22 protein-coding genes are annotated in these 22,360 nt (G+C 49.9%); 14 read left to right on the forward strand and 8 right to left on the reverse strand.

Annotation, left to right across the window (positions count from 1 at the left end; all coding sequences use genetic code 11):
• The 11 genes from ACFOSD_RS04285 to ACFOSD_RS04335 all read left to right on the forward strand — a co-directional run.
• On the forward strand, positions 1 to 1,374 hold a 1,374-nt coding region (locus ACFOSD_RS04285; RefSeq protein WP_380709133.1), incomplete at its 5' end, for an RHS repeat domain-containing protein.
• A gap of 298 nt (positions 1,375 to 1,672) precedes the next feature.
• A complete protein-coding gene (locus tag ACFOSD_RS04290; protein ID WP_380693173.1) occupies positions 1,673 to 1,948 on the forward strand; it encodes a hypothetical protein in 276 nt (91 codons plus the stop codon).
• Between the two features lie 171 nt (positions 1,949 to 2,119).
• Positions 2,120 to 3,784 carry an RHS repeat domain-containing protein gene (locus ACFOSD_RS04295; protein WP_380693171.1) on the forward strand — a complete coding sequence of 555 codons (1,665 nt, stop codon included), beginning with the start codon at positions 2,120 to 2,122 and terminating at the stop codon, positions 3,782 to 3,784.
• Entirely contained in the window at positions 3,784 to 4,353 is a 570-nt protein-coding gene (locus tag ACFOSD_RS04300) for a hypothetical protein (protein WP_380693169.1), read from the forward strand. Before ACFOSD_RS04295 ends, ACFOSD_RS04300 begins: the two co-directional genes overlap by 1 nt.
• Before the next feature lie 25 nt (positions 4,354 to 4,378).
• On the forward strand, positions 4,379 to 4,663 hold the full coding sequence (locus tag ACFOSD_RS04305) for a hypothetical protein (RefSeq protein WP_380693167.1): 285 nt from the start codon (positions 4,379 to 4,381) through the stop codon (positions 4,661 to 4,663).
• Between the two features lie 54 nt (positions 4,664 to 4,717).
• A complete protein-coding gene (locus tag ACFOSD_RS04310; protein ID WP_380693165.1) occupies positions 4,718 to 5,251 on the forward strand; it encodes a hypothetical protein in 534 nt (177 codons plus the stop codon).
• 223 nt (positions 5,252 to 5,474) lie between these two features.
• Positions 5,475 to 7,493 carry an RHS repeat domain-containing protein gene (locus tag ACFOSD_RS04315; RefSeq protein ID WP_380693163.1) on the forward strand — a complete coding sequence of 673 codons (2,019 nt, stop codon included), beginning with the start codon at positions 5,475 to 5,477 and terminating at the stop codon, positions 7,491 to 7,493.
• Positions 7,493 to 7,966 (forward strand): hypothetical protein, encoded by a 474-nt coding sequence (locus ACFOSD_RS04320; RefSeq protein ID WP_380693161.1) that lies wholly within the window; start codon positions 7,493 to 7,495, stop codon positions 7,964 to 7,966. Before ACFOSD_RS04315 ends, ACFOSD_RS04320 begins: the two co-directional genes overlap by 1 nt.
• 83 nt (positions 7,967 to 8,049) lie before the next feature.
• Positions 8,050 to 8,856: a hypothetical protein gene (locus tag ACFOSD_RS04325; protein ID WP_380693159.1), complete on the forward strand. Its 807-nt coding sequence runs from the start codon at positions 8,050 to 8,052 to the stop codon at positions 8,854 to 8,856.
• Entirely contained in the window at positions 8,853 to 9,110 is a 258-nt protein-coding gene (locus ACFOSD_RS04330) for a hypothetical protein (protein ID WP_380693157.1), read from the forward strand. The genes ACFOSD_RS04325 and ACFOSD_RS04330 overlap by 4 nt, the downstream gene beginning before the upstream one ends.
• Positions 9,107 to 9,550, forward strand: a complete 444-nt coding sequence (locus ACFOSD_RS04335; RefSeq protein WP_380693155.1) for a PIN domain-containing protein — start codon at positions 9,107 to 9,109, stop codon at positions 9,548 to 9,550. The genes ACFOSD_RS04330 and ACFOSD_RS04335 overlap by 4 nt, the downstream gene beginning before the upstream one ends.
• A gap of 281 nt (positions 9,551 to 9,831) precedes the next feature.
• Here the strand turns inward: ACFOSD_RS04335 and glpD are convergent, their stop codons facing one another.
• Both glpD and ACFOSD_RS04345 read right to left on the reverse strand, forming a co-directional pair.
• Positions 9,832 to 11,379 (reverse strand): glycerol-3-phosphate dehydrogenase, encoded by a 1,548-nt coding sequence (gene glpD, locus ACFOSD_RS04340; protein ID WP_380693153.1) that lies wholly within the window; start codon positions 11,377 to 11,379, stop codon positions 9,832 to 9,834.
• 96 nt (positions 11,380 to 11,475) lie between these two features.
• On the reverse strand, positions 11,476 to 12,234 hold the full coding sequence (locus ACFOSD_RS04345) for a DeoR/GlpR family transcriptional regulator (protein WP_380693152.1): 759 nt from the start codon (positions 12,232 to 12,234) through the stop codon (positions 11,476 to 11,478).
• 160 nt (positions 12,235 to 12,394) lie between these two features.
• Here ACFOSD_RS04345 and glpK point away from each other — a divergent pair, with 160 nt between their 5' ends.
• Entirely contained in the window at positions 12,395 to 13,879 is a 1,485-nt protein-coding gene (gene glpK / locus ACFOSD_RS04350; RefSeq protein WP_380693150.1) for a glycerol kinase GlpK, read from the forward strand.
• An 84-nt stretch (positions 13,880 to 13,963) separates the two neighbouring features.
• Here the strand turns inward: glpK and ACFOSD_RS04355 are convergent, their stop codons facing one another.
• The 6 genes from ACFOSD_RS04355 to ACFOSD_RS04380 all read right to left on the reverse strand — a co-directional run bounded on the left by ACFOSD_RS04355 (position 13,964) and on the right by ACFOSD_RS04380 (position 20,107).
• Complete coding sequence (locus ACFOSD_RS04355) at positions 13,964 to 14,284, reverse strand: hypothetical protein (protein WP_380693148.1); 321 nt, start codon at positions 14,282 to 14,284, stop codon at positions 13,964 to 13,966.
• 201 nt (positions 14,285 to 14,485) lie between these two features.
• On the reverse strand, positions 14,486 to 15,265 hold the full coding sequence (locus tag ACFOSD_RS04360) for an EAL domain-containing protein (RefSeq protein ID WP_380693145.1): 780 nt from the start codon (positions 15,263 to 15,265) through the stop codon (positions 14,486 to 14,488).
• A gap of 46 nt (positions 15,266 to 15,311) precedes the next feature.
• The gene (locus ACFOSD_RS04365; RefSeq protein ID WP_380693143.1) at positions 15,312 to 16,643 is read right to left on the reverse strand and encodes an MFS transporter; all 1,332 of its coding nucleotides are present in this window, start codon (positions 16,641 to 16,643) and stop codon (positions 15,312 to 15,314) included.
• Between the two features lie 107 nt (positions 16,644 to 16,750).
• Positions 16,751 to 17,878, reverse strand: coding sequence for a TRAP transporter substrate-binding protein (locus tag ACFOSD_RS04370; RefSeq protein WP_380693141.1), 1,128 nt, complete (start codon positions 17,876 to 17,878; stop codon positions 16,751 to 16,753).
• A 283-nt stretch (positions 17,879 to 18,161) separates the two neighbouring features.
• Positions 18,162 to 19,556, reverse strand: a complete 1,395-nt coding sequence (locus ACFOSD_RS04375) for a TRAP transporter large permease (RefSeq protein WP_380693139.1) — start codon at positions 19,554 to 19,556, stop codon at positions 18,162 to 18,164.
• Between the two features lie 2 nt (positions 19,557 to 19,558).
• Positions 19,559 to 20,107, reverse strand: a complete 549-nt coding sequence (locus ACFOSD_RS04380) for a TRAP transporter small permease subunit (protein WP_380693136.1) — start codon at positions 20,105 to 20,107, stop codon at positions 19,559 to 19,561.
• A gap of 170 nt (positions 20,108 to 20,277) precedes the next feature.
• On the opposite strand from ACFOSD_RS04380, the gene ACFOSD_RS04385 reads away from it, so the two are divergent.
• Together ACFOSD_RS04385 and ACFOSD_RS04390 are read left to right on the forward strand one after the other, a co-directional pair.
• Entirely contained in the window at positions 20,278 to 21,639 is a 1,362-nt protein-coding gene (locus ACFOSD_RS04385; RefSeq protein ID WP_380693134.1) for a cache domain-containing protein, read from the forward strand.
• Between the two features lie 74 nt (positions 21,640 to 21,713).
• A complete protein-coding gene (locus ACFOSD_RS04390) occupies positions 21,714 to 22,352 on the forward strand; it encodes a response regulator (RefSeq protein ID WP_380693132.1) in 639 nt (212 codons plus the stop codon).
• Positions 22,353 to 22,360: the final 8 nt, after the last annotated feature.

Raw genomic sequence — 22,360 nt, forward strand, 5'->3', positions numbered from 1 at the left:
TTGCTCACCAGTACCCAACTGGGCAGCCTGTACACCGGCCAAGCTTACAACGCACTGGGTGAACTGGCTGAGTACAGCGCCAGCCAGTACGGTTCGGTGTTGTATCATTACACCCTGCATCGGGATGACGTCGGCCGCATTAACGGTAAAACCGAAACCTTAGGCGGTATTCCCACCGAATACCAATACCTGTACGACCAACACAACCGCTTGGCGCAGGTGTTAAAAAACGGTATTTCAGTACAAAGCTGGCAATACGACAGCAACGGCAACCGTACGCATGAAAACGGCAGTTTGGTTGCCCAGTACGACGCGCAAGACCGCCTGTTGCAATACGGCGATAACCAATACCGCTACACCGCCAACGGCGAGCGCACGCAAAAAAGAAACGCAATCAGTGGTGAAACCACCGACTACCATTATGACGCCTTCTCGAACCTGAGAACCGTTACCCTGCCCGACAGCACGCAGATTGAATATCTGATCGACGGGCAAAACCGGAGAGTGGGTAAAATACGCAACGGCATCCAAGAACAAGGGTTCTTGTACCAAGACCAACTGAACCCCGTGGCGGAACTGGATGGCAACAATAATGTAACCGCACGATTCATCTACGCCGACAAAGGCCATGTGCCCAGCGTCATGATCAAAAACGGTAATAACTACCGCATCGTCATTGATCATCTGGGCAGTGTGCGACTCGTCATCAACACCAACACCGGCGAAATCGCCCAACGCATGGACTATGATGCTTGGGGCAACGTGACTAATGACACGAATCCGGGATTTCAGCCGTTTGGGTATGCGGGTGGTATTTATGACCGTGATATAAACCTCGTTCGTTTTGGTGCACGCGACTATGACCCTGAGATCGGCCGCTGGACGACGAAGGACCCGATAGGGTTTGGGGGTGGGCTGAACCATTATGCGTATGTTGAAAATGACCCGATTAATTTTATTGATCCGAATGGGCTCTGGAGCATAGATTTAAGCGTATTCTTTGTTAAAGGTGGAACCGTATCGGTTGGTCGCAGCAATGGCAAATGGTTTGCCACTCTCGGAGTAGGAGTCGGCTTTGGAGGGGGGATATCATATAACCCAAGCGGGAAATTTCCAGTACCGAAAAATGGAAATTCATATAATGGTTCAGAAATATATACTGGGTTTCAAGGCTGGGCTGCGGCTATTATTGGCCCGGTAGCGGGTGGTTGGTCAGGCCAAACAGGTATGATTGCAGGGGCTGACTGCAATGGTAAATCGCAGATTGACTTTACAGAAAGCGGAGGACTTTTTGGGAGTATAAGTGCCACACAGGGTTTTGGAATTAAAATTGGCTTTGGTGGAACATTTAATATAGGTGCAGCATGGGAGTAGCCAATAAATTTTATTCAAAATTAATGAATATTAATTGGGCGGTGGTGACTGTTGTCATTGCCCTACTCCCCACCACTGAAATATTATGGATCAGAAAGCATGGAACCCCTGAAATAAATTCTTTATGGTATATCTTATTCCCAATACCATTTATCTTATTCATGATGGCTTTTTTCATGTGGACTATGTCCTCACATAGAAAGAAAAGGAGCTTAATAAATCTTATTCAACTCATATTTTCAGTATCAACATTACTGGCTGGATTCCTATTCTATGCGTTTTGGATAGGCCTATATATATGAGAATGTCAAAATATAGAATTATCGTTATTGCTATAATTGTAGTAACCATGTTGAATGCAACACTGGGAATAAGACTAATTGCAGTAGTCGAAATTATATGGGCTATCAGCATAATAAAAAGCAGAAAAGTAGCCTATGGTATCGAAGGACATGAAATGAAGAACAGCATAACAGGGAGTTTCGCCATTATTATAGGAGTTTTGGCCTTGGGGCTGGGAGTTACACTATTAATAAACCCAAGCCTCATGCTGGGGTTATCAAGTCGTTTTTGACTTGAATATGTATGTTACCAAAACGTGCGTAATGACCCCTAAGGATGAATCGAAATGCTGGACAGCACTTGCTCTTTAACAGTCAAATTTTGCATTTCAGGCAGGCATAAACCTCGTTCGTGCGGGCGAGGTTTATGCCTGTCCTTCTCCTACTACGGCGCACAGGATGCCGTGCACAGCGGGCAGCTCAAAACCTTAACCGCGCCCGGTGGTCAGCAAACGGCTTATGAGTACGATGGCTTCTTGCTCACCGGCACCCAATGGAACGGCCCGGTGTCGGGAGCACTGGGTTACGAGTACAACCACTATTTTGAGCCTACCCGCCAACTGTTGAACGGTATGGCGGTGGATTGGCAATTCAATGCCGACAGCCAGCTTATTCAGGCGGGTGATTTGAGCCTGAACTACGGGCCAATCCATGGTTTGCTCACCAGCACCCAACTGGGCAGCCTCTATACCGGCCAGAATTACAACGCACTGGGTGAACTCTCTGAGTACAGCGCCAGCCAGTACGGTTCGGTGTTGTACCATTACGCCCTGCATCGGGATGACGTCGGCCGCATTAACGGCATAACCGAAAACTTAGGCGTTATTCCCACCGAATACCAATACCTGTACGACCAACACAACCGCTTGGCGCAGGTGTTAAAAAACGGTATTTCAGTACAAAGCTGGCAATACGACAGCAACGGCAACCGTACGCATGAAAACGGCAGTTTGGTTGCCCAGTACGACGCGCAAGACCGCCTGTTGCAATACGGCGATAACCAATACCGCTACACCGCCAACGGCGAGCGTACACAAAAGACGAACGCAATCAGTGGAGAAACTACCGACTACCACTACGATGCCTTCTCGAACCTGAGAACCGTTACCCTGCCCGACAGCACGCAGATTGAATATCTGATCGACGGCCAAAACCGGAGAGTGGGCAAAATACGCAACGGCATCCAAGAGCAAGGGTTCTTGTACCAAGACCAACTGAACCCCGTAGCGGAACTGGATGGCAACAATAATGTAACCGCACGATTCATCTACGCCGACAAAGGCCATGTGCCCAGCTACATGATCAAAAACGGTAATAACTACCGCATCGTCAGTGATCATCTGGGCAGTGTGCGCTTAGTGGTGAACACCAGCAACGGAGAAATCGCCCAACGCATGGACTACGATGCGTGGGGCAACGTCACGAATGACACCAATCCGGGGTTCCAGCCATTCGGGTATGCGGGTGGGATTTATGACCGCGATACCGAATTGGTTAGGTTCGGTGCCCGCGACTACGACCCAGAAGTGGGAAGATGGACGACGAAGGACCCGATAGGGTTTGGGGGAGGCGACTTAAACGTATACCAATACAGCGCGTCCAATCCCATCAATTATCGCGACGAAAACGGACTGTGGGTAGTCCAAGCAGTAGGTGGGTTTGTAGGTTTCGCTTCCGGTGCTTATGGGGCGTACTTAGCAAATGGCTCTGTTACCGACATATTGGTTGCAGGTGCTGTTGGCGGCGTTGTCGGTGTAATTGCACCGTCAACGGCTGTTCGTGGTGTGTTTAGAAACATGGCGACATCAGGTGCCATTTCAGGTTTTGAGAGTTTCGGGGGACAAGTCATTGCCAACACGATACAAGGGCGGTCAGCATTGGGCTGTGTAGGTTGGGCTGCGGTAGCAGGATCAAGCGTAGGTGGATTCTTGGGGAGCTCTATTGTAAGGCCCTATTCAGATGCTATAGATAAAATGACAGAGTCGACATTTCAATCCATGTCGACTCTATTTTTTGGAGTACTTAGCCACCATGTTTATACCATCAATAACATGCAGCGGCCTAAATAATGAAATCATCGACACAGAAAACGTTGGCATCTAATAGCAGGATAGATCCTTTCAATATTATTCCATTTTTCATGGTAATTGGTTTTTTTATAGTATTGGCGTCCACTATATTCTTCGGATATGTACTATATTGGGATGAATTTCCACCCAATATAAAACCCACATCAATAATGGACTATGCTAAATTAGTATTTGCCTATTCATTACCACTATTCCATCTTTGGATCACATATCGGGCAGCTCGTTTTGTACTGGGGTTTTTCAAAGAAATGCGAAAAATAGCATTACACCCGAAGGGTTTAAGGATCTATCGCCCCTACGGAAAATCTATTGAATTATCAAAGGCTGAAGTTAAGCAAAAAATATGCGAGTTACAGTATGCGCCATTCGAGCCTGAGGAACAAAAAAAGAGAAACTACGACTTCAATATTGCGCTTGTGTTCACCGATGGGAAAAATCTGCACATGACTTGTTCGGCCACACACATGGATAATTTACTTGAAGGATTGGCTTCATACGGGGTTCCCATCGTCGAAGTCGAACCATCATCATTGAAGTTGTTCGTTTGATGGAATTGCAACTAAGGTGGATGCCATGATTGTGGCGGGAGTTCTCGCACTGATCTGTGGAGTGGCAACACCTTTTATTTTTCGGGGGCTAATCTGGTTGGCAACTAGATTAGCTGGTCATAAGGGGCAGAGCAAACAGCGTCTTGGCCATCAGATGCTTATTACGTCAGCGTGCTTGTTCATTCAACTTGCATTAGCGTCCTCTGCTCTTCTGATCATTGCCTCGGCCTTTGATTTTGCTGTCCCTGTTATCGCCATTGCATTTATGGTCGGCATAGGATTATCGAGACTATTACTGAAGGAAATTTAGCCTTGAAAGTGATTGATTGTAGTCCTGAATTCGTAAAGTTTTGTGGAATGAGATATGAATAGCGATTCAGTAAGTGAATTAGTGAACAAAACTCTAAAGTGGGCTGAATCGCTTCCTTCTGGCACTATCGAAGTTTCGACAAGAAAGGAACCAGAAGACCTTATAAACAATGATTATGTAATCGATTATGAGATAAAAATTTCCCAAAAAAATCCTAGATCATTAGGTATTACCATATGGTTTTCCGAACAAACTATAGGGTTTTGGGTGGGAAGTTATGAGCAGATCGCAAAGTTAATCGGCGTCAAGGTCTCACATAATCAGAGTGAATGGGCATGCGCAGGGACTGAACCGCTTGCAGATGTAGATTACGATTCACTTTTAGCGATTTGCACCGACCTTTCACACGCAGAATTGAAAGTATACGCTGGGGCAGTTTTTGGATATTTAAAAGGGGTCTATGTGTCCATAAATATAAAAGACGACGGGGGTTTTAAAAGTTCTATTGGCTACTCGAGAGGGGCTATCAAGCCACTATCCAAGCTAGGGATTGCGAAGTTAATTTCCGTCCCCTATGAACCTTGGTAGTGCTTTGAACAACCTTAACACTTGCTTCTAGAACGAGACATTGCCACACAATTGTGCGGCATTGGCTCATAAGGATTAACCGAAAATGCCGGACAGCACTTGCTCTTTAACAACCAGATCATGCAGGATTAGCCTTCGTTTGTATGAACGCGGTTTATGTCTGCCTGTTGTATTCGGGTCTGTAACTTACGCTTACGGTAGGAGCGCAGCCCTCGGCAAAACCGTGCATTACGAAAACGACGCCGTAGGCCGCGTACAACAGCAGACCTTCCCGAACGGTTCAACGGTAGACTACGACTATGACCCGAACGGCAACCTCACGGAAATTCGGCTGTCCAGCGGCGACATACACCGTTTCGCCTACACCCCAGTAGACCAACAAGAAACCTACAGCCCACCGAACCCGAACGACAGCCAGACGGATGCGCCTTTGGGCAACGGGCACCCCACCACCCATTATCAATACAACCGGGATAAACAACTCGAAGCCCTCACCCGGCCCGACGGCACCGTGGTGGACTTCGGCTATAACACCACCACCGGGCAACTGACCGAACTGGTCATTCCCGAAGGCCGGTATGACTTCGCCTACTACGGCGCGCAAGATGCTGTGCACAGCGGGCAGCTCAAAACCTTAACCGCGCCCGGCGGTCTGCAAACGGCTTATGAGTACGATGGTTTCTTGCTCACGGGTACATCGTGGAACGGCCCGGTGTCGGGGGCACTCGGCTACGAGTACAACCATTATTTTGAGCCCACGCGCCAACTGTTGAACGGCGTAGCGGTGGATTGGCAATTCAATGCCGACAGCCAACTCACGCAAGCCGGTGACTTAACCCTACAATATCAAGCCAACAATGGTCTGCTCACCAGCACCCAACTGGGCAGCCTCTATACCGGCCAAGCTTACAACGCACTGGGTGAACTGTCCGAGTACAGCGCCAGCCAGTACGGTTCGGTGTTGTATCATTACACCCTGCATCGGGATGACGTGGGCCGCATTAACGGCAAAACCGAAACCTTTGGCGGTATTCCCACCGAATACCAATACCTGTACGACCAACACAACCGCTTGGCGCAGGTGTTGAAAAACGGCGTTTCAGTACAAAGCTGGCAATACGACAGCAACGGCAACCGCACGCATGAGAACGGTACGTTAATCGCACAGTACGACGCGCAAGACCGCCTGTTGCAGTACGGCGATAACCAATACCGCTACACCGCCAACGGCGAACGCACACAAAAAACCAACGCAAACAGTGGAGAAACTACCGACTACCACTACGACGCCTTCTCAAACCTGAGAACCGTCACCCTGCCCGACAGCACGCAGATTGAATACCTGATCGACGGCCAAAACCGGAGAGTGGGTAAAATACGCAACGGCATCCAAGAACAAGGGTTCTTGTACCAAGACCAACTGAACCCCGTGGCGGAACTGGATGGCAACAACAACATCGTGGCGCGTTTTGTGTACGCCGACAAAGGCCATGTACCCAGCTACATGATCAAAAACGGCAACCACTACCGCATCGTCAGTGATCATCTGGGCAGTGTGCGCTTAGTAGTGAACACCCAAACAGGCGAAATCGCCCAACGCATGGACTATGATGCGTGGGGCAATGTCACGAACGACACGAATCCGGGTTTCCAGCCGTTTGGGTATGCAGGTGGTATTTATGACCGCGATACCGAATTGGTTAGGTTCGGTGCCCGCGATTATGACCCGGAAGTGGGAAGATGGACGACGAAGGACCCGATAGGGTTTGGGGGCGGGTTGAATCATTATGCGTATGTTTATAGTGATCCCGTTAGATACATTGATCCAACAGGTTTAGCGACATTCGGTGTTTCTTTTAACGTCGGAGGTGGCTTTGGAATAGGCGGCACCGCTGGCTTTAATATAGTGGTTGACCACCATTTCAATATAGCCTTACAGGTTATTAATGGTATAGGTGCCGAATCTCCTGGATTGTCGATCACTGGAAACGTAGAAATTACAGGCGCTAATTCCGTTAATGACTTGCGAGGTATTGGTACGCAATTTGGAATTGAAGCAGGAGATGGCTTCGTTATTGAGGGAGGGCATATGGCTGGAGAAGGTTACCATGGAATATATGGTGGTTATGGTGCCGGCATTGGAGTGCCTGTTGGGGCGCATGCCTATCTCACTAGGACGAGTACTATTATTCAAGGAAATCCGCTATGGATCATTCATAGATTAATGAGTTTAATTTGCTGATGAAGATATTAGTTGATTTTTTTACCGCAATATCTCTATGGGTAGGACTGGTTACGATCCTGGTCTTCCTATTAATGATTCCATATTTTCATATCTTTGTGATTAAAAGGAAGAAGAAAGCAGTCTTTTACACACTGGCATCAGTGCTTCTGATGGGCGTTTTCCTGCTGACTGTTCAAAATGCAATATTTATTCATTATCTTAAGAGTAATCTAAAGAGTGACGATCAAATAGTATTACAAGAGCGTACGCAAAAAAGTACGTCCGAGATAAAGAATGCTCTTCTAAAGCTCAGCACTTTCAAAGGAAAATCAGGCTCACACCCAATAGGTGGATTTTCTTTTGACGTTATCATAAATGAACAAGCATACAGAATGAGAATTGAACAAGATTCAAGGGATGAAAATTTTTATTGGGTCTATTATGAGGGCTATGGGAGTGGGGCTGAAATTGGATTTATTACGTTTGAGTGAGGAAGGCTAGTCACTCTATGTATTCGGTTGCTATTTGAGGCATCCTAAACTCATAGAATAACTGCCGCACAAAAAGAGTGGCAATGAACCCAAAGGATGAATCGAATATGCTGGGTAGCACTTGTTCTTTAACAGTCAAATTTTACATTTCAGGCAGGCATGACCCTCGTTCGTGCGGACGAGGTTTATGCCTGCCTTTTTCCTACTACGGCGCGCAAGATGCCGTGCACAGCGGGCAGCTCAAAACCTTAACCGCGCCCGGTGGTCTGCAAACGGCTTATGAGTACGACGGTTTCTTGCTCACCGGCACGCAATGGAGTGGCCCGGTGTCGGGGGCACTCGGTTACGAGTACAACCATTATTTTGAGCCCACGCGTCAGTTATTGAACGGCGTGGCGGTGGATTGGCAATTCAATGCCGACAGCCAGCTTATTCAGGCGGGTGATTTGAGCCTGAACTACGGGCCAACCCATGGTTTGCTCACCAGTACCCAACTGGGCAGCCTGTACACCGGCCAAGCTTACAACGCACTGGGTGAACTGTCTGAGTACAGCGCCAGCCAGTACGGTTCGGTGTTGTATCACTACACCCTGCATCGGGATGACGTAGGCCGCATTAACGGCAAAACCGAAACCTTGGGTGGTATTCCCGCTGAATACCAATACCTGTACGACCAACACAACCGCTTGGCGCAGGTGTTGAAAAACGGTATTTCGGTACAAAGCTGGCAATACGACAGCAACGGCAACCGCACGCATGAGAACGGAAGTTTGGTTGCCCGATACAACCCGCAAGTACCGAAGAACACTAGAATCATGCTGTTCTTGAAAGCAAATAATGCTAGCACTATACTGAAGGCCATTATTTTTGTTCAACAGGTATCGTCATGAATACGACCATCACCGTGCGTAGTGTTGATCCCAGCGATAAATTTTGGCTTCAACGTGAAGCCAAGGCCAAGGGCGTATCTATGGAAGAGCTTGTCCGCCGTTTGATTCATGAAAAGCGTCAAAAGAGTGAGGCACGCCAGTTGCCTTCCGAAGTTTTTCGTCATTTTTTTGGTCAAGAGCATGGCATTGAGCTTCCATCCCGCAGCCAGTACAACTATCAGCACATTGAATTTGCAGACGAGAAAAAGTTGTGACCACACGAGTTGAATACTTACTAGACGCCAACGTTATCTCCGAAATGATGCGGCCAGCACCCACTGCTCAGGTCGCAATATATCTCGATTCTATTGCGGAGAGAGGACTTGCTATTGCCTCCATCACCGTTTGGGAAATATTAAACGGCATCGGCAGACTCGATTCTGGGCAACGGCGTAGCCAACTCGCAAGACTGTTTCACGACCTTATTGAACTGTATTTCGAAGATCGAGTTTTTGACTGGTCTTTGAGTGATGCTGAATGTTGCGCGCGCATTATGGAAGAAAAGCGCCGCCGTGGAGAGCCGCTGGATGATCACCTACCTGACGCCATGCTCGCTGGCCTCGCGGTCAACCACAACCTCACAGTTGTAACTCGAAATGAAAGCGAGTTCAGGAATACGGGTGCCAAGTTCGTCAACCCATGGCAGCTCGGATAAACATTGTCATAATGCTGTGACGTACCATCTTACCTATGAGTTTAAGGATGCCAGATTTCGAGACTGGATCATCCATAACACGGATTCCCCTACCCCCACCAAAAACACCTAACTATTTCCAGGCAATAAAAAAAGCCCGGTGCTCGAGGAGAGAAGCCGGGCAAGGGATATCGAGATTAAGCAGAGAGAACAACCATGAAATACTTCATGATTTTTTTGAAGTCGGGCAACGTTATTCCCACTCCGCGCTCAACAAACGGTAGTCCAAGTGTTTTCAGCCCTCAGGCCACCGCTTGTTCAGTCTTTTTTGCCACCGCACCTCGTGCGCTGAGGTAGTCGGCCAGGCGTTGTTTATTTTCTTCCGACATACCGATGCCGGTTTTGGTGCGTCGCCAGATAATGTCGTCCACCGTTTTGGCCCATTCGTGGTCGCACAAATAATCGACTTCAACCTTAAATAAATCGCCAAAGCGCACACCCAAATCGGTAGCCTGACGTGCTTTACCCAGCCATTGTTCAGCTAACCGGCCATAGCTGAACGCCAGGCGGCGCGCGGTGGCACGGTCGAGGAAAACGTAACGCTGCATCAACTCGTCACTGTAGGCTTCGGGGGTGGTGAGCTGTTCGCCGCCCGGTAAAATGGCGCTGGCTGTCCACGCTGGCCCCATGTTCGGGAAATACGGTTTTAAACCTTTAATGGCTGCTTCAGATAGCTTCCGGTAAGTGGTCAACTTGCCGCCAAAAATCGACAATAACGGGGCTTTACCTTTTTGGTCTTCCACTTCAAAGTGGTAGTCCCGCGTCACTTTTGCGGCGGCCTTGCCTTCTTCACGTTCGCCTTGCATCAACGGGCGTACACCGGAATAGGTCCAAACGATGTCTTCTCGGCTGACCGAGCAGTTGAAATAATCGTGGGTGATCTTCAACAAGTAGTCGATTTCATTGTCATCAATTTCCGGATTCCGTGGGTCGGTGTGGTAGTCCACATCGGTGGTGCCGATGAGTGAGTACTTGTCGTGAAACGGAATGACGAAGACGATACGGCCGTCGTTGTTTTGCAGAATGTAGGCTTCGTCCTCGTCGTGAATTTTGGGCACGATGATGTGGCTACCTTTCACCAAACGAATGGTTTTGTCGATGGTCACATTGTCCATTGCGTCGAGCACTTTACGCACCCATGGGCCTGCAGCGTTAACCACCGCGCGCGCTTTAACGACAAAAGCCGTGCCACTTTCTGGTGTCACGGTGACGTGCCAAAGGTCACCGACACGCTTGGCGCCCGTTACTTTATGGTGCGTGGCAATATGAGCGCCCTTTTGTTCGGCCAGCTTCGCGTTCATGACCACTAAACGCGCGTCATCCACTTTGCAATCGCTGTATTCAAAGCCTTTTTTGAAAGCACTGGTTACCGGGCCGGCGGGGTCAAAACGAATGCCTTTTGAGCCGGGCAAGGTGGCGCGTTTTGCCAAGTGGTCGTACATGAATAAGCCGATGCGGATCATCCATGCGGGGCGCACTTTGTCTTGGTGCGGCATACGAAAACGCAACGGCGTCACCAAATGTGGGGCCATGCGGAGCAATACTTCTCGCTCCCCCAAGGCTTCGCGCACCAGGCGGAATTCATAATGCTCCAAATAACGTAGGCCACCATGTATTAGCTTTGAACTCCAAGACGAGGTTGCGCTGGCTAGATCATCAGCCTCAAACAGCGCTACCGACAAGCCCCGACCTGCTGCATCTGCCGCAACACCCACGCCGTTGATGCCACCACCGATGACCACCAAATCTACTGTGTCGTTATTTAATTGATTGTCTAAGTTCAAGCTCATGCGAAACCTGCGTGTTCGTATATGTTCGTTGCGAACACAATATAAACATAAGCGAACATACTGGCAAGCAGTCTTTGCGTTATTTTTCGTAACGTTTTAACAGATATGCAGATCGACTTGATGCTGACGAATCAGGGTTTTGAGAGGATCACTGGGAGGGCGGTCGGTGAACAGCGCCGTACACTGGGTTAAGTTGCCCAACCGTACCATGGCATTGCGGCCAAATTTTGAATGGTCGGCGGCCAAGTATACAAAACGGGAATTTTCAATGATGGCTTGGGCGATGCGCACTTCCTGGTAGTCGAAGTCCAGCAGGGTGCCGTCGTCGTCTATACCGCTGATGCCGATGATTCCGTAGTCGAGCTTAAACTGGTGCACAAAATCACGCGTGGCTTCACCCACAATTCCGCCATCACGTGAGCGTACTTCTCCTCCTGCAATGATCACCGTGAAATCGGGCTTGGCACTGAGTATTGACGCGACATGCAGGTTGTTGGTGACGATCTTCAAGCCCTGACGCTGCAATAACGCCTGAGCGATGGTTTCGGTGGTCGTACCGATGTTGATGAACAGCGAGGAATGGTCAGGGACATGGGCAGCTATCTGTTCGGCTATACGTTGCTTTTCGGCCAACAACTGAATTTTGCGCGTTTGGTATTCGGTGTTCTGCACGCTGGAGGCTTGTCCGGCACCGCCATGATGGCGCTCTATTTCACCGCGTTCCGCCATTTGATTCAGGTCGCGCCGAATGGTTTGCGGCGTAACCCCAAAATGCTCCACCAATTCATCGATGGTCAGATAGCCTTTCTGTTTAACGAGCGTCAGAATGCGATTTTGCCGCAATGTCTGGTTCATAGCGGATGCGTCGTCCATTGAGATACATGATTGCGCGCATTTTAACACGCTGACACAAAAAGAAACCCTTTAATGCGCATGGAATGGTTGCCAAAGCCGAACCTCAAGGGTATAAATGCGCAATCAAGAACAAAAACGAATATTAAAGAACATTACGCTTATGACTGACTACATTCTCGCAATCGACCAAGGCACCACCAGCAGTCGCGCTATTCTGTACACCATGGATATGACGGTACTCGGGTCTGCCCAGGAAGAATTCAAGCAACATTTTCCAAAGAATGGCTGGGTAGAGCATAACCCGGAGGATATTTGGCAAACCGTATTGCGGACTTGTCGTTCTGTGTTGGCACAACATAATGTACCAGCTAGCTCGGTGCGCTCCATTGGTATCACGAATCAGCGCGAAACCACTGTAGTGTGGGACCGCAACACCGGTGAGCCGGTCTACAACGCCATCGTTTGGCAAGATCGACGCTCGGCACGCACCTGTCAGGAGTTAAAAAAAGCCGAATTGGAGCCACTCTTCCAAGAGAAAACGGGGCTGTTGCTCGACCCGTATTTTTCCGGCACTAAAGTGCAATGGATACTCGACAACGTGCAAGGCGTGCGGGCTCGCGCTGAACGCGGCGAATTGATCTTTGGCACCGTAGATACCTTTTTGTTGTGGCGCTTAACCAAGGGCGCCGTGCATGCAACCGATGCATCCAACGCATCGCGCACGCTCATGTTCAACATTCATACGCAGCGGTGGGACGAACAACTGCTGGCACATTTAATGATTCCTGAGTCCTTGTTGCCTGAAGTCAAAGACAGCTCCGACGACTTCGGGGTGTGTGATGCCGAATGGTTTGGCGCGGACATTCCGATCGGCGCAATGATTGGCGATCAACAAAGTGCACTGGTCGGCCAAGCGTGTTTCGAACCCGGCATGTTGAAGAGTACGTACGGCACAGGGTGCTTCGCCGTGGTGAATACTGGCGAAAAGGCCATCATCAGCCAACACCGGCTGTTGACCACGGTGGGCTATCGCCTGAAGGGCAAAACCACCTATGCCTTAGAGGGCAGTATTTTCATGGCCGGGGCGATCATTCAATGGCTGCGTGATGGCATTGGCATCATTGAAAAGGCTTCCGACACAGAAGCCTTGGCGAAAGCCATCGGTCATGACCAAACCGAAATCATGGTGCCTGCGTTCACCGGTTTAGGTGCACCCTATTGGGACCCAGATGCTCGTGCGGCCATCTTTGGCATGACACGCGATACCGGAGTAGCGCACATGGTTGCCGCGGCTATTCGTAGCATTGCCTTCCAAACAGAAGACTTGTTACAAGCCATGGTACAGGATGGCATTGCCGTAACGAGTTTGCGCGTTGATGGTGGCATGGTACAGAACCGCTGGTTCTTGCAGGTGTTGGCTGATCTTACGGGTGTGCCAACGGTGACCAGTCATACCAAAGAAAGTACGGCCTTGGGCGCGGCCATGTTGGCCGCGATGCACATTGGTCATTTCGAAGATTTGCACGATCTCGACAAGGTCTGGCGAGTGTCTGAAAAATATACGCCTTCCCTGCGCAATACCGAACGCACGGCTCATTATCGGCGCTGGCGTGAAGCCGTTACCAAGGTACAAAGTACGTCGTAAAAAGTCATGGTAGTGAAAAGCCCGTGATACAATCGCGGCATGCGAATTTGGAATGCCTCCAATCGCATCTTTGCCACGCTGCTGTTAGGCAGCGTGGTTTTTTTGTGCTTCAGAAACCGGCATCACGCTGCGCGTTGCTTTCGGATAGTACTGCACTTCAACATCAATCGTACGCACCCGCACCGCATGCGTTTCTTCAATCCGTACTTGCAACCGACGAACTAATGGCGCCAAGTGCTGTTGATAGCTCATTTCACACAAGGCTGGCACTTGATCGGTGACATCTACGCGCAACAGGGTATTGGGCAAGGCAAAGCCACGCTGCAGGTGTGCACGTAAAAATACCCGACATTGGGGTTGCGCACTCTCTCGAGCCGCAAAGTAAGCAGAATTCAGGGTTTCCATAGGGTCAGCATTCCTCAGCCGCATACAGTGGCAAAAATATCTTAAGGATTACTGATTCAGAAACGAACAAAGGCAATACAGATGAAGGCATGACACGCGATGCGCTTTAGCTACATTTGTATACCGCTTGCAAGTTGCTCTTAAATCAGCGGTTCATCACGCAATAAACTATCAAGGTAGGCGGCGCCTGACAAGCAGAAATTAATTTCTGACTTGAATCTCTGGCAACGTCTCGATTTCTGGCCGCGCCAACAGATAGCCTTGCAGATAGGGAATGCCCAAATCCATCAGAGTTTTCATATCGTCTACGGTTTCAATACCTTCGGCAATCAGTTGAATATTGAGGCGGTTACACATCAATACAATGCCTTCAACAATGGCATGTTTCACCGGATCCGTGGCGATGCCTTGTACCAAATCCATATCAATCTTTAACACATCGGGCTGAAACTGCGACAACAGATGTAGGCCAGAATACCCCTGACCAAAATCGTCTATTGCGGTGATAAAGCCCAATTTTTGATAGGCCTCAACAATATTCGTCAAATGGCTGTTGTCTGATAGACCTTCCTGTTCCGTCATTTCAAACATGATTTGTTTGTACGGAAATTGATACTGTTCAGCGGCTTCTAACGTCGCCCGAATGCAGGTATTGGGGTCGTAAATTGCGTTAGGGAGAAAGTTAATGCTCAGAAAGCAATCTTTCGGCATCGCCAGTTCTGCCGCCAAACGAATTGCCGTAACGCGGCAGGCTTGATCAAACGCATATTTGTTCTTCGCCGTGACCTGGCTCAAAATCGCACCTGCACCACAACCGTCTTTACCGCGCACCAAGGCTTCATAAGCAAACACTTTTTGCGCCCGCCAGTCCCAAATGGGTTGGAAGGCCATAGTGAATTCAAAGGGCAATCCCACTTGGCACGCGCATACATCGACGTGCGGTACCCGTGCGATGATCTCCGGATCCTTTGTAAAATTCATATTGGACAACTCCACACAACAAACCTTTAACTACTTTAGACGGGTTTCACCGTGAATGCCCAGCCTTTACCCTGGCTTCATCTTCGGCCAAACGCTGCTTGATGGTGCGCCCCAACGGCACACGAGACAGCAGCACAGCACCAATGATAAAGAATAAAATCACCATCAATAATGCATTTTGTCGGCTGAAAATATCCGCCACAACACCAAACATGGCGGCCAAAATAGCCGCCGAACGCAAGAAAAATCCCCACAAACCAAAGGCGCTGCCAGCGTGGTTGGTCGGTGTTAATTGACCCACCAAAGAACGACTGGAGGATTGTATCGAACCAATGCCTGTGCCTGCCAGCAACGCAATGTATACAAATAAGGTTTTCGCTTCGACGCTCATCAGCTGGGCGATATTTTGCAGCTGGTGCATGGCCGTGATCGCCACCAGCCAGATGGCAATGGTGATGTACAAGGTTGCCCGCGCACCGATGCGACGCTCCAGAAACCCAAACGCAATGGCGCCGAATAGCGCACTGATTTGGGTGGCAAGAAAAATAGGGATAAGCTCGGCGGGCGTCATGCCCAGCTCACTGGACGTATAGATGCCAATAAACTTAATCACCGTTTGCACACCGGCGGTATAAAACAGAAAGGCGAAAAAGAACTGCATCAACACCGGCTGTTCGCGGTACGTCGACACGAGATTCAAACTGGCGCGCCATGACTTCTTGGCGATCGACGGATCTGGCGTGTGACGGTGATCACGTACCCATACAAAGGTAGGGATCGCAAACACCAGAAAATAAATGGAGATGGCCACCATGGCCCATTGGTTCTGTCGGATATACGCCGTTACGTTATCCGACGGGTCTGCTGTCACAATCAAAAGGGTGACCAACACCATACTGATCAATCCACCGACATAGCCCGTACCCCAACCGATACCGGACACCACGCCCATGTTCTTCCGGCTCGCCAAGTCTGGCAGAAAGGATGACATGATGGCCTCGCCCAGCATCCATGCGGTATTGCTGACCACCAACAGCAGAATAGCCAACCAGACATAACCCGGCTCAACAAACCACAGCAAACTGGTGAACACCACACAGGCCAACGTAGACCAAGCGAGCATCTGCTTTTTGCTGTGTCCTTTATCAATGTACTGCCCGGCAATGGGCGAAAGCACCATGGCCACCAGCATGGAGGCCACCAATGCGATGGACCAATAGCTGTCGCGCCACGCACTGCCTTCCGGCACGATATAGCCGACAAAGAAGGCGCCATAAACAAAGGAAATCACTACCGTGGTGTAGGCTTGATTCGCCACGTCGTACATGGCCCAGCCAAAAATTTCGCGTTTGGTACCGGGGTTTTTGAGGTCGTTCATCCGTGTTTCTCGTGGTGTTGGGCAATGGAGTCAGTGTGCCACTTGGCGGGTAATAAAAAAAGCGACCCTTAGGTCGCTTAATCTCGTCAATCCAACAACACCGATGACTACGGCTGGAAGAACTGCTCACGGGCGCGCAAGAACGCCATATCCGTCTGCTCGGTACGCGTGCGCAGAATAGCCAATGAGTTGAAGTAGCTTTCTGCTGTTTCACGGGTCAGTGCATCATTGCTGGTACGCAATCCACCCAGAATGTTTTTCGCCGCCTCAGCACCGGCACGCAGAATCTCTTCTGGGAACTGGCGAACTGTAACGCCGTGCTCACGCACCAAGGTCGCCAGTGCGATAGGATCATTGGCGTAGAAGTCAGACGCAACTTGGTCATATTCTGCTTGGCAAGCGAACTCGACAATGCGTTGCAAGTCTTGTGGCAACTCAGCAAATTTAGACTTGTTCACCACAGCCTCGGTCGCCAAGCCTGGCTCGATGAAGCTTGGGAAGTAATAGTTCTTGGCGATCTGGTGGAAGCCCAGTGCCAAGTCATTGTATGGGCCTACGAATTCAGCGGCATCCAATGCACCGGATTGTAATGCTGCATAGATTTCACCACCGGCCATGTTGACCACGGTAGCGCCCAATTGCTGCCATACTTGACCACCCAAGCCAGGCGTACGAAAACGGATACCCTGTACGTCGGACAGGCCGGTTAACTCATTACGGAACCAACCACCTGCTTGTGTACCGGTATCACCGGACAGGAAGCCTTTCACGCCGTACTGATCGTACACTTTGTCCCAAATTTCCTGACCACCCATGTAGCGAATCCACGCCGCCAATTCACGCGATGTCATACCGTAAGGTACACCGGTGAAGAAGCTGGTTGCCTGGCTCTTGTTCTGCCAGTAGTAAGCCGCACCGTGGCTCATTTCTGCCGAACCTTCAATGACCGCATCGAACGTACCCAATGCAGGCACCAACTCACCGGCTGAATAGACTTGTACGGTCAGACGGCCATCCGACATCTGGGTAATGCGGTCGGCCAAGCGCTGGGCGCCAACACCCAGACCAGGGAAGTTACGTGGCCAGGTGGTCACCATACGCCAGGTAATGCGTTCTTGCTGCACCGCAGGTGCGGCTGGAGCACTTGCAGTAGAGCTGTTATCGGATGAACAGGCAGTGAGAGCCAAAGCTCCGGCACCGGCGGCAGCACCGGCAATAAAATCACGACGTTTCATTGTTTTTCCTCATTCGGTTGTTGTTTTTCTTGGTCGAGAACAAATTCACGGACACTCAACTCAACACACTCCCTGAACTGCAAGGGATTTAATCGGCTGTTCAGAGCATCCACGGGTGGTGAGCATCCATTCTTCTTTACTTGCTGGCAAGATACCATGCGTACGACTACGGAAACCTCCGTAGTTCTACGTAGCGGCCCCCTCCTTTATAGACCACTATGAAACCCTTGTCATATCACAGAGCAAAAAAGGGATAACCTATGGCTACCCCTTTAGTCGTAGATCAGTTGCCGTAGATCTGATTCGGCAACCAAGTGATCAAATCCGGGAACACGATCAGCAAACCGATGACCAATATTTGCAGCCCGACGAAAGGAATAGCCCCTTGGTAGATCTGCCGGGTGGTCACATTATCCGGCGCTACACCCCGCAAATAGAAGAGCGCAAACCCGAACGGTGGTGTTAAGAAGCTGGTTTGCAGGTTCACCGCTACCATAACGCCTAACCAGATAGGGTCGATACCCATCATCAACAAGATCGGCGCGGTGATCGGAATCACCAGGAAGATGATTTCAAAGGTGTCCAATATGAACCCTAGAACAAACATCAGCAGCATCACAAAGATGATCGCTCCGATTTGGCCACCGGGCAGTGAATTCAAGAAGTCACTGACCAATTCTTCGCCGCCCATCATGCGGAAGACCAAAGAGAACACCGAAGCACCGATCAGGATGATAAAAATCATCGTGGTGGTGTTGGCGGTAGAGACCATCACCGAACGCAGGTTGGCATAAGTCAATTTACGCCGGATGGCGGCCAGGATAATAGCACCTACAGCACCCACCGAAGCGGATTCCGTTGGCGTAGCAACCCCGCCAAGAATCGAACCCAATACCGCAATGATCAGCAACAAAGGCGGCAGCAGGGTCACAAAAACGTCACGCATCAGCGCCGCTTTTTCTTCTTCCGTTACTACCAGAGCCGGGCAGGATTCAGGGTCGCGCCAAGCCTTGTACATCATATACACCAGGTATACCGCCACCAGAATCATGCCGGGAATGAATGCACCGGCAAACAAATCCCCCACAGAAACCGGCTTGGGTGAGAAATTACCCAGCGACATCTGCACTTGTTGATTTACCCCGGCCAGCATGTCACCCATGAAAATCAACACGGTAGATGGCGGAATGATTTGTCCCAAGGTGCCGGACGCACAAATAACCCCGGTGGCCAGCTTCGTATCATACCCGGCGCGCATCATAGCCGGTAACGACAACAGTCCCATGGTGACGACTGTAGCACCGACGATACCCGTGGAGGCTGCCAATAAAGCACCCACCACAATGACCGACATGCCTAAACCGCCGCGCAGGCCACGGAACAAACGCCCCATGGTGATCAACAGTTGTTCGGCGATACCTGAGCGCTCCAGCATCATGCCCATAAAGATAAATAACGGCACCGCCACCAGTACATCGTTCAACATGGTGCCCATGTAACGTGGCGCCAAACTGCCCAAGTTGGACGGATTAAATACCCCGAGGTGATAGCCAACAAAGGCGAAAATCAGTGATGTACCCGCCAGCGTGAAAGCGACCGGGAAGCCCATCATCAGGAAACCGATGATGGAGAAGAACATGAGTAACGACAGCAATTCGCCTAATAATACCGGATCCATGATTAACCTCCGACCTTGTAGCGATAGTAGTCGGGGACAAGTTCTTCCCGTTTACTCAAAATAAGAATACTGCGCCCCACCATGGCTATGGCCTGCAAGCCAACCACCACCGCAAAGACGATGATGAAGGATTTTACGAGGAACAGACCCGGCATACCGCCGGTATTGGCTGATGCTTCCAACAAGCGCCAAGAGCGCTGCACGTAAGGCAACCCGTACACCACCACTGTGGTCACAAAAGGCGCAATAAAGATCACGCAGCCAATCAAATCCACCAACGCCTTACGTTGAATGGACGCGGGGCGATAAAAAATATCCACGCGCACATGCTGATTATTCAGCAACGCATAGCCTGCGATGCCCATGAACATAACACCATTCATCCAGACAAACAGGTCCTGCATCCAGACAAAGCCGGTCGCAAAGAAATAGCGTAAGACCACCACAGTAAAACACACCAGAACAATCCCTAATGTAAACCAGGACAGGACATAGCCTATCGCTTGGTTCAGTCGGCAGATCGCTCTGACCAGTAGCGCCAGAATACCCATGTGAACATACCTCAATGTTATTGTTATTGGCTTTTAACAAGCTGTAGGATCTACTGTTACCGACACAAACGCTATTCGTACGAGTACCGAATTAACCCGTAATACTACGGATTCAACACCGTTTTATTGCGTTTTCAGACGGGCATCGTCGCCGACATGAGCTGATCCCAATGAACCTAAAAGCAAAAGTCTTGTTGCTGGCCATCTTACCCTTGCTGATCGCCGTCGGTCTGCTGACCTATCTTGGCTTGCATCATGCACGTAACTTAGCAGATCAAGTGCTCGCAGTGTATGAGTTTAATCTGGTTGAGGCAAAGAAACAGGCGCTGAAAGAGCAGATGGACATTGCCCATTCCGCCATCAACATTATTCTCGACGATGAATCGCTCTCAGACGCTGAACAACAAGCGGCGGTAAAGCACTTGTTGACGCAAATGCGCTTCGGGGAAGACGGGTATTTCTTTGCCTATACCCAAGAAGGGGTGAACTTGGTTCACCCAACCATTCCCGAATTCGTCGGCCAGGATTTATTTCAGTTTCAGGATACCACCGGCAATTTACTGATTCAGGCGCTTCTGGAGGCTGCCAACAGCGGTGGCGGCTATCATCGCTACATCTGGGAACGCCCGCCCCTGATGCAACAAGAAGACAAATTAGGTTACGCCGACCTGATTCAACCGTGGAATTGGATGTTCGGTACGGGCCTTTATCTGGACAGCATTAATACCGAAGTCGAAAAAGTAAAAACGTCGTTTGATACCAACATCCGAAACAGCTTTGTTGCGGTCATGGGTGTATTGATCATCACCGTTTTGTTGATCATCATGCTCGGCTTAGCCATCAACATGCATGAACACCGACTGGCGGACGGACGCCTCCAAGAACTGGTGCAGAAATTCATGCGCTTACAGGTGAATGAACGGCGCAAGTTTTCCCGCGAACTGCACGATGGCATCAACCAGCAGCTTGTCTCCTTGAAGTTTCGCATTGAACTTGCGCTGAAGAAATTGGAAAACGAAGATGGCCCACACCCCTCGGTCGCCGAATTAAACATCGCCGGAAAAGTTTTAAACGACACCATTCAGGAAGTGCGTCAGATCTCGCACAATCTGCGCCCCATTTTATTGGACGATCTGGGATTAAAACCTGCGTTACGCGCGTTAAAAGAGAGTTTTTCCGAACGCACTGGCATTGAAGTCATACTTTCTTACGGTTTGGATGACATCGAAATCTCTGACGATGTCGAAATCACCATCTACCGGCTGACGCAAGAATGCCTAACCAATATCGAAAAGCATGCCGACGCCAACCGCGTCAGCATTACTCTGCGCTACCATGCCGATGAAATTCATTTCGAAGTCGCTGATAACGGAAAAGGCTTTAACACCCGCGCCGCCACCCGACAGGGCATCGGCATGGTCAACATGCGCGAACGCGTGGAGGTAATGGGCGGCACCTTTAGTGTTGAGTCACAACTGGGTAACGGCTCGCATATTATGGCGGTCTTTCCCGGCAGACAGCGACGACGCTGATTCCATAAACAGCGACGCTGTCTTCATGCTAAACTCGTCGGCACAAAAACAAGTACAAAGCTGAGTTAAACACCATGACCCAATCGCACATTCGCCTCCTGTTGGTAGATGACCATATGCTGGTGCTGGATGGTTTGCAGGCCCGTCTTGCCATGGAGCAACACATTGAGATCGTCGGGACCGCCAACAACGGTGAAGAAGCGATAGTCGCCGCGCGCGCTTTACAGCCTGACGTGGTCATCATGGATGTGTCGATGCCTGTCCTGAATGGTATTGAAGCCGCACAACGCTTTAAAGCCGAAATGCCGGACATTCGTATTCTCATGCTCAGCATGCATGACGACCGCGAATACATACTCTCGCTGATTCAGTCCGGGGCGTCCGGTTACGTCTTAAAAGACGTGTCATCGAACGAACTGATCAACGCCATTGAAACCGTGCATTCCGGCAACACCTATTTCAGTTCCGGTGCGTCGAAAGCCTTGTTTACACAGCCTACCGAAGCCGCCGATGAGGCCCTGGAAGAACTCAGTAAACGGGAATTGACCGTCCTTAAATTGTTGGCCATCGGCTATTCCAATAAAGAAGTCGGGCGTGACTTGCGCATCAGCGTCCGTACCGTGGAAACGCACCGGCAAAACATCAAGAACAAACTGGGCATCCAAACCATTGCCGGGTTGACCAAGTACGCCATTGAACGGCAACTGATCTAGCTGCTATA

This window comes from Salinispirillum marinum, assembly GCF_042650105.1.
Classification (GTDB): domain Bacteria; phylum Pseudomonadota; class Gammaproteobacteria; order Pseudomonadales; family Natronospirillaceae; genus Salinispirillum; species Salinispirillum marinum.

Bases quoted from the DNA above. Each gene is read 5' to 3' on its own strand.
- ACFOSD_RS04290 (WP_380693173.1), top strand. From the start codon at position 1,673: ATGAGAATGTCAAAATATAGAATTATCGTTATTGCTATAATTGTAGTA.
- ACFOSD_RS04300 (WP_380693169.1), top strand. From the start codon at position 3,784: ATGAAATCATCGACACAGAAAACGTTGGCATCTAATAGCAGGATAGAT.
- ACFOSD_RS04305 (WP_380693167.1), top strand. From the start codon at position 4,379: ATGATTGTGGCGGGAGTTCTCGCACTGATCTGTGGAGTGGCAACACCT.
- ACFOSD_RS04310 (WP_380693165.1), top strand. From the start codon at position 4,718: ATGAATAGCGATTCAGTAAGTGAATTAGTGAACAAAACTCTAAAGTGG.
- ACFOSD_RS04320 (WP_380693161.1), top strand. From the start codon at position 7,493: ATGAAGATATTAGTTGATTTTTTTACCGCAATATCTCTATGGGTAGGA.
- ACFOSD_RS04325 (WP_380693159.1), top strand. From the start codon at position 8,050: ATGAACCCAAAGGATGAATCGAATATGCTGGGTAGCACTTGTTCTTTA.
- ACFOSD_RS04330 (WP_380693157.1), top strand. From the start codon at position 8,853: ATGAATACGACCATCACCGTGCGTAGTGTTGATCCCAGCGATAAATTT.
- glpD (WP_380693153.1), bottom strand. From the start codon at position 11,379: ATGAGCTTGAACTTAGACAATCAATTAAATAACGACACAGTAGATTTG.
- ACFOSD_RS04345 (WP_380693152.1), bottom strand. From the start codon at position 12,234: ATGAACCAGACATTGCGGCAAAATCGCATTCTGACGCTCGTTAAACAG.
- glpK (WP_380693150.1), top strand. From the start codon at position 12,395: ATGACTGACTACATTCTCGCAATCGACCAAGGCACCACCAGCAGTCGC.
- ACFOSD_RS04355 (WP_380693148.1), bottom strand. From the start codon at position 14,284: ATGGAAACCCTGAATTCTGCTTACTTTGCGGCTCGAGAGAGTGCGCAA.
- ACFOSD_RS04360 (WP_380693145.1), bottom strand. From the start codon at position 15,265: ATGAATTTTACAAAGGATCCGGAGATCATCGCACGGGTACCGCACGTC.
- ACFOSD_RS04365 (WP_380693143.1), bottom strand. From the start codon at position 16,643: ATGAACGACCTCAAAAACCCCGGTACCAAACGCGAAATTTTTGGCTGG.
- ACFOSD_RS04370 (WP_380693141.1), bottom strand. From the start codon at position 17,878: ATGAAACGTCGTGATTTTATTGCCGGTGCTGCCGCCGGTGCCGGAGCT.
- ACFOSD_RS04375 (WP_380693139.1), bottom strand. From the start codon at position 19,556: ATGGATCCGGTATTATTAGGCGAATTGCTGTCGTTACTCATGTTCTTC.
- ACFOSD_RS04380 (WP_380693136.1), bottom strand. From the start codon at position 20,107: ATGGGTATTCTGGCGCTACTGGTCAGAGCGATCTGCCGACTGAACCAA.
- ACFOSD_RS04385 (WP_380693134.1), top strand. From the start codon at position 20,278: ATGAACCTAAAAGCAAAAGTCTTGTTGCTGGCCATCTTACCCTTGCTG.
- ACFOSD_RS04390 (WP_380693132.1), top strand. From the start codon at position 21,714: ATGACCCAATCGCACATTCGCCTCCTGTTGGTAGATGACCATATGCTG.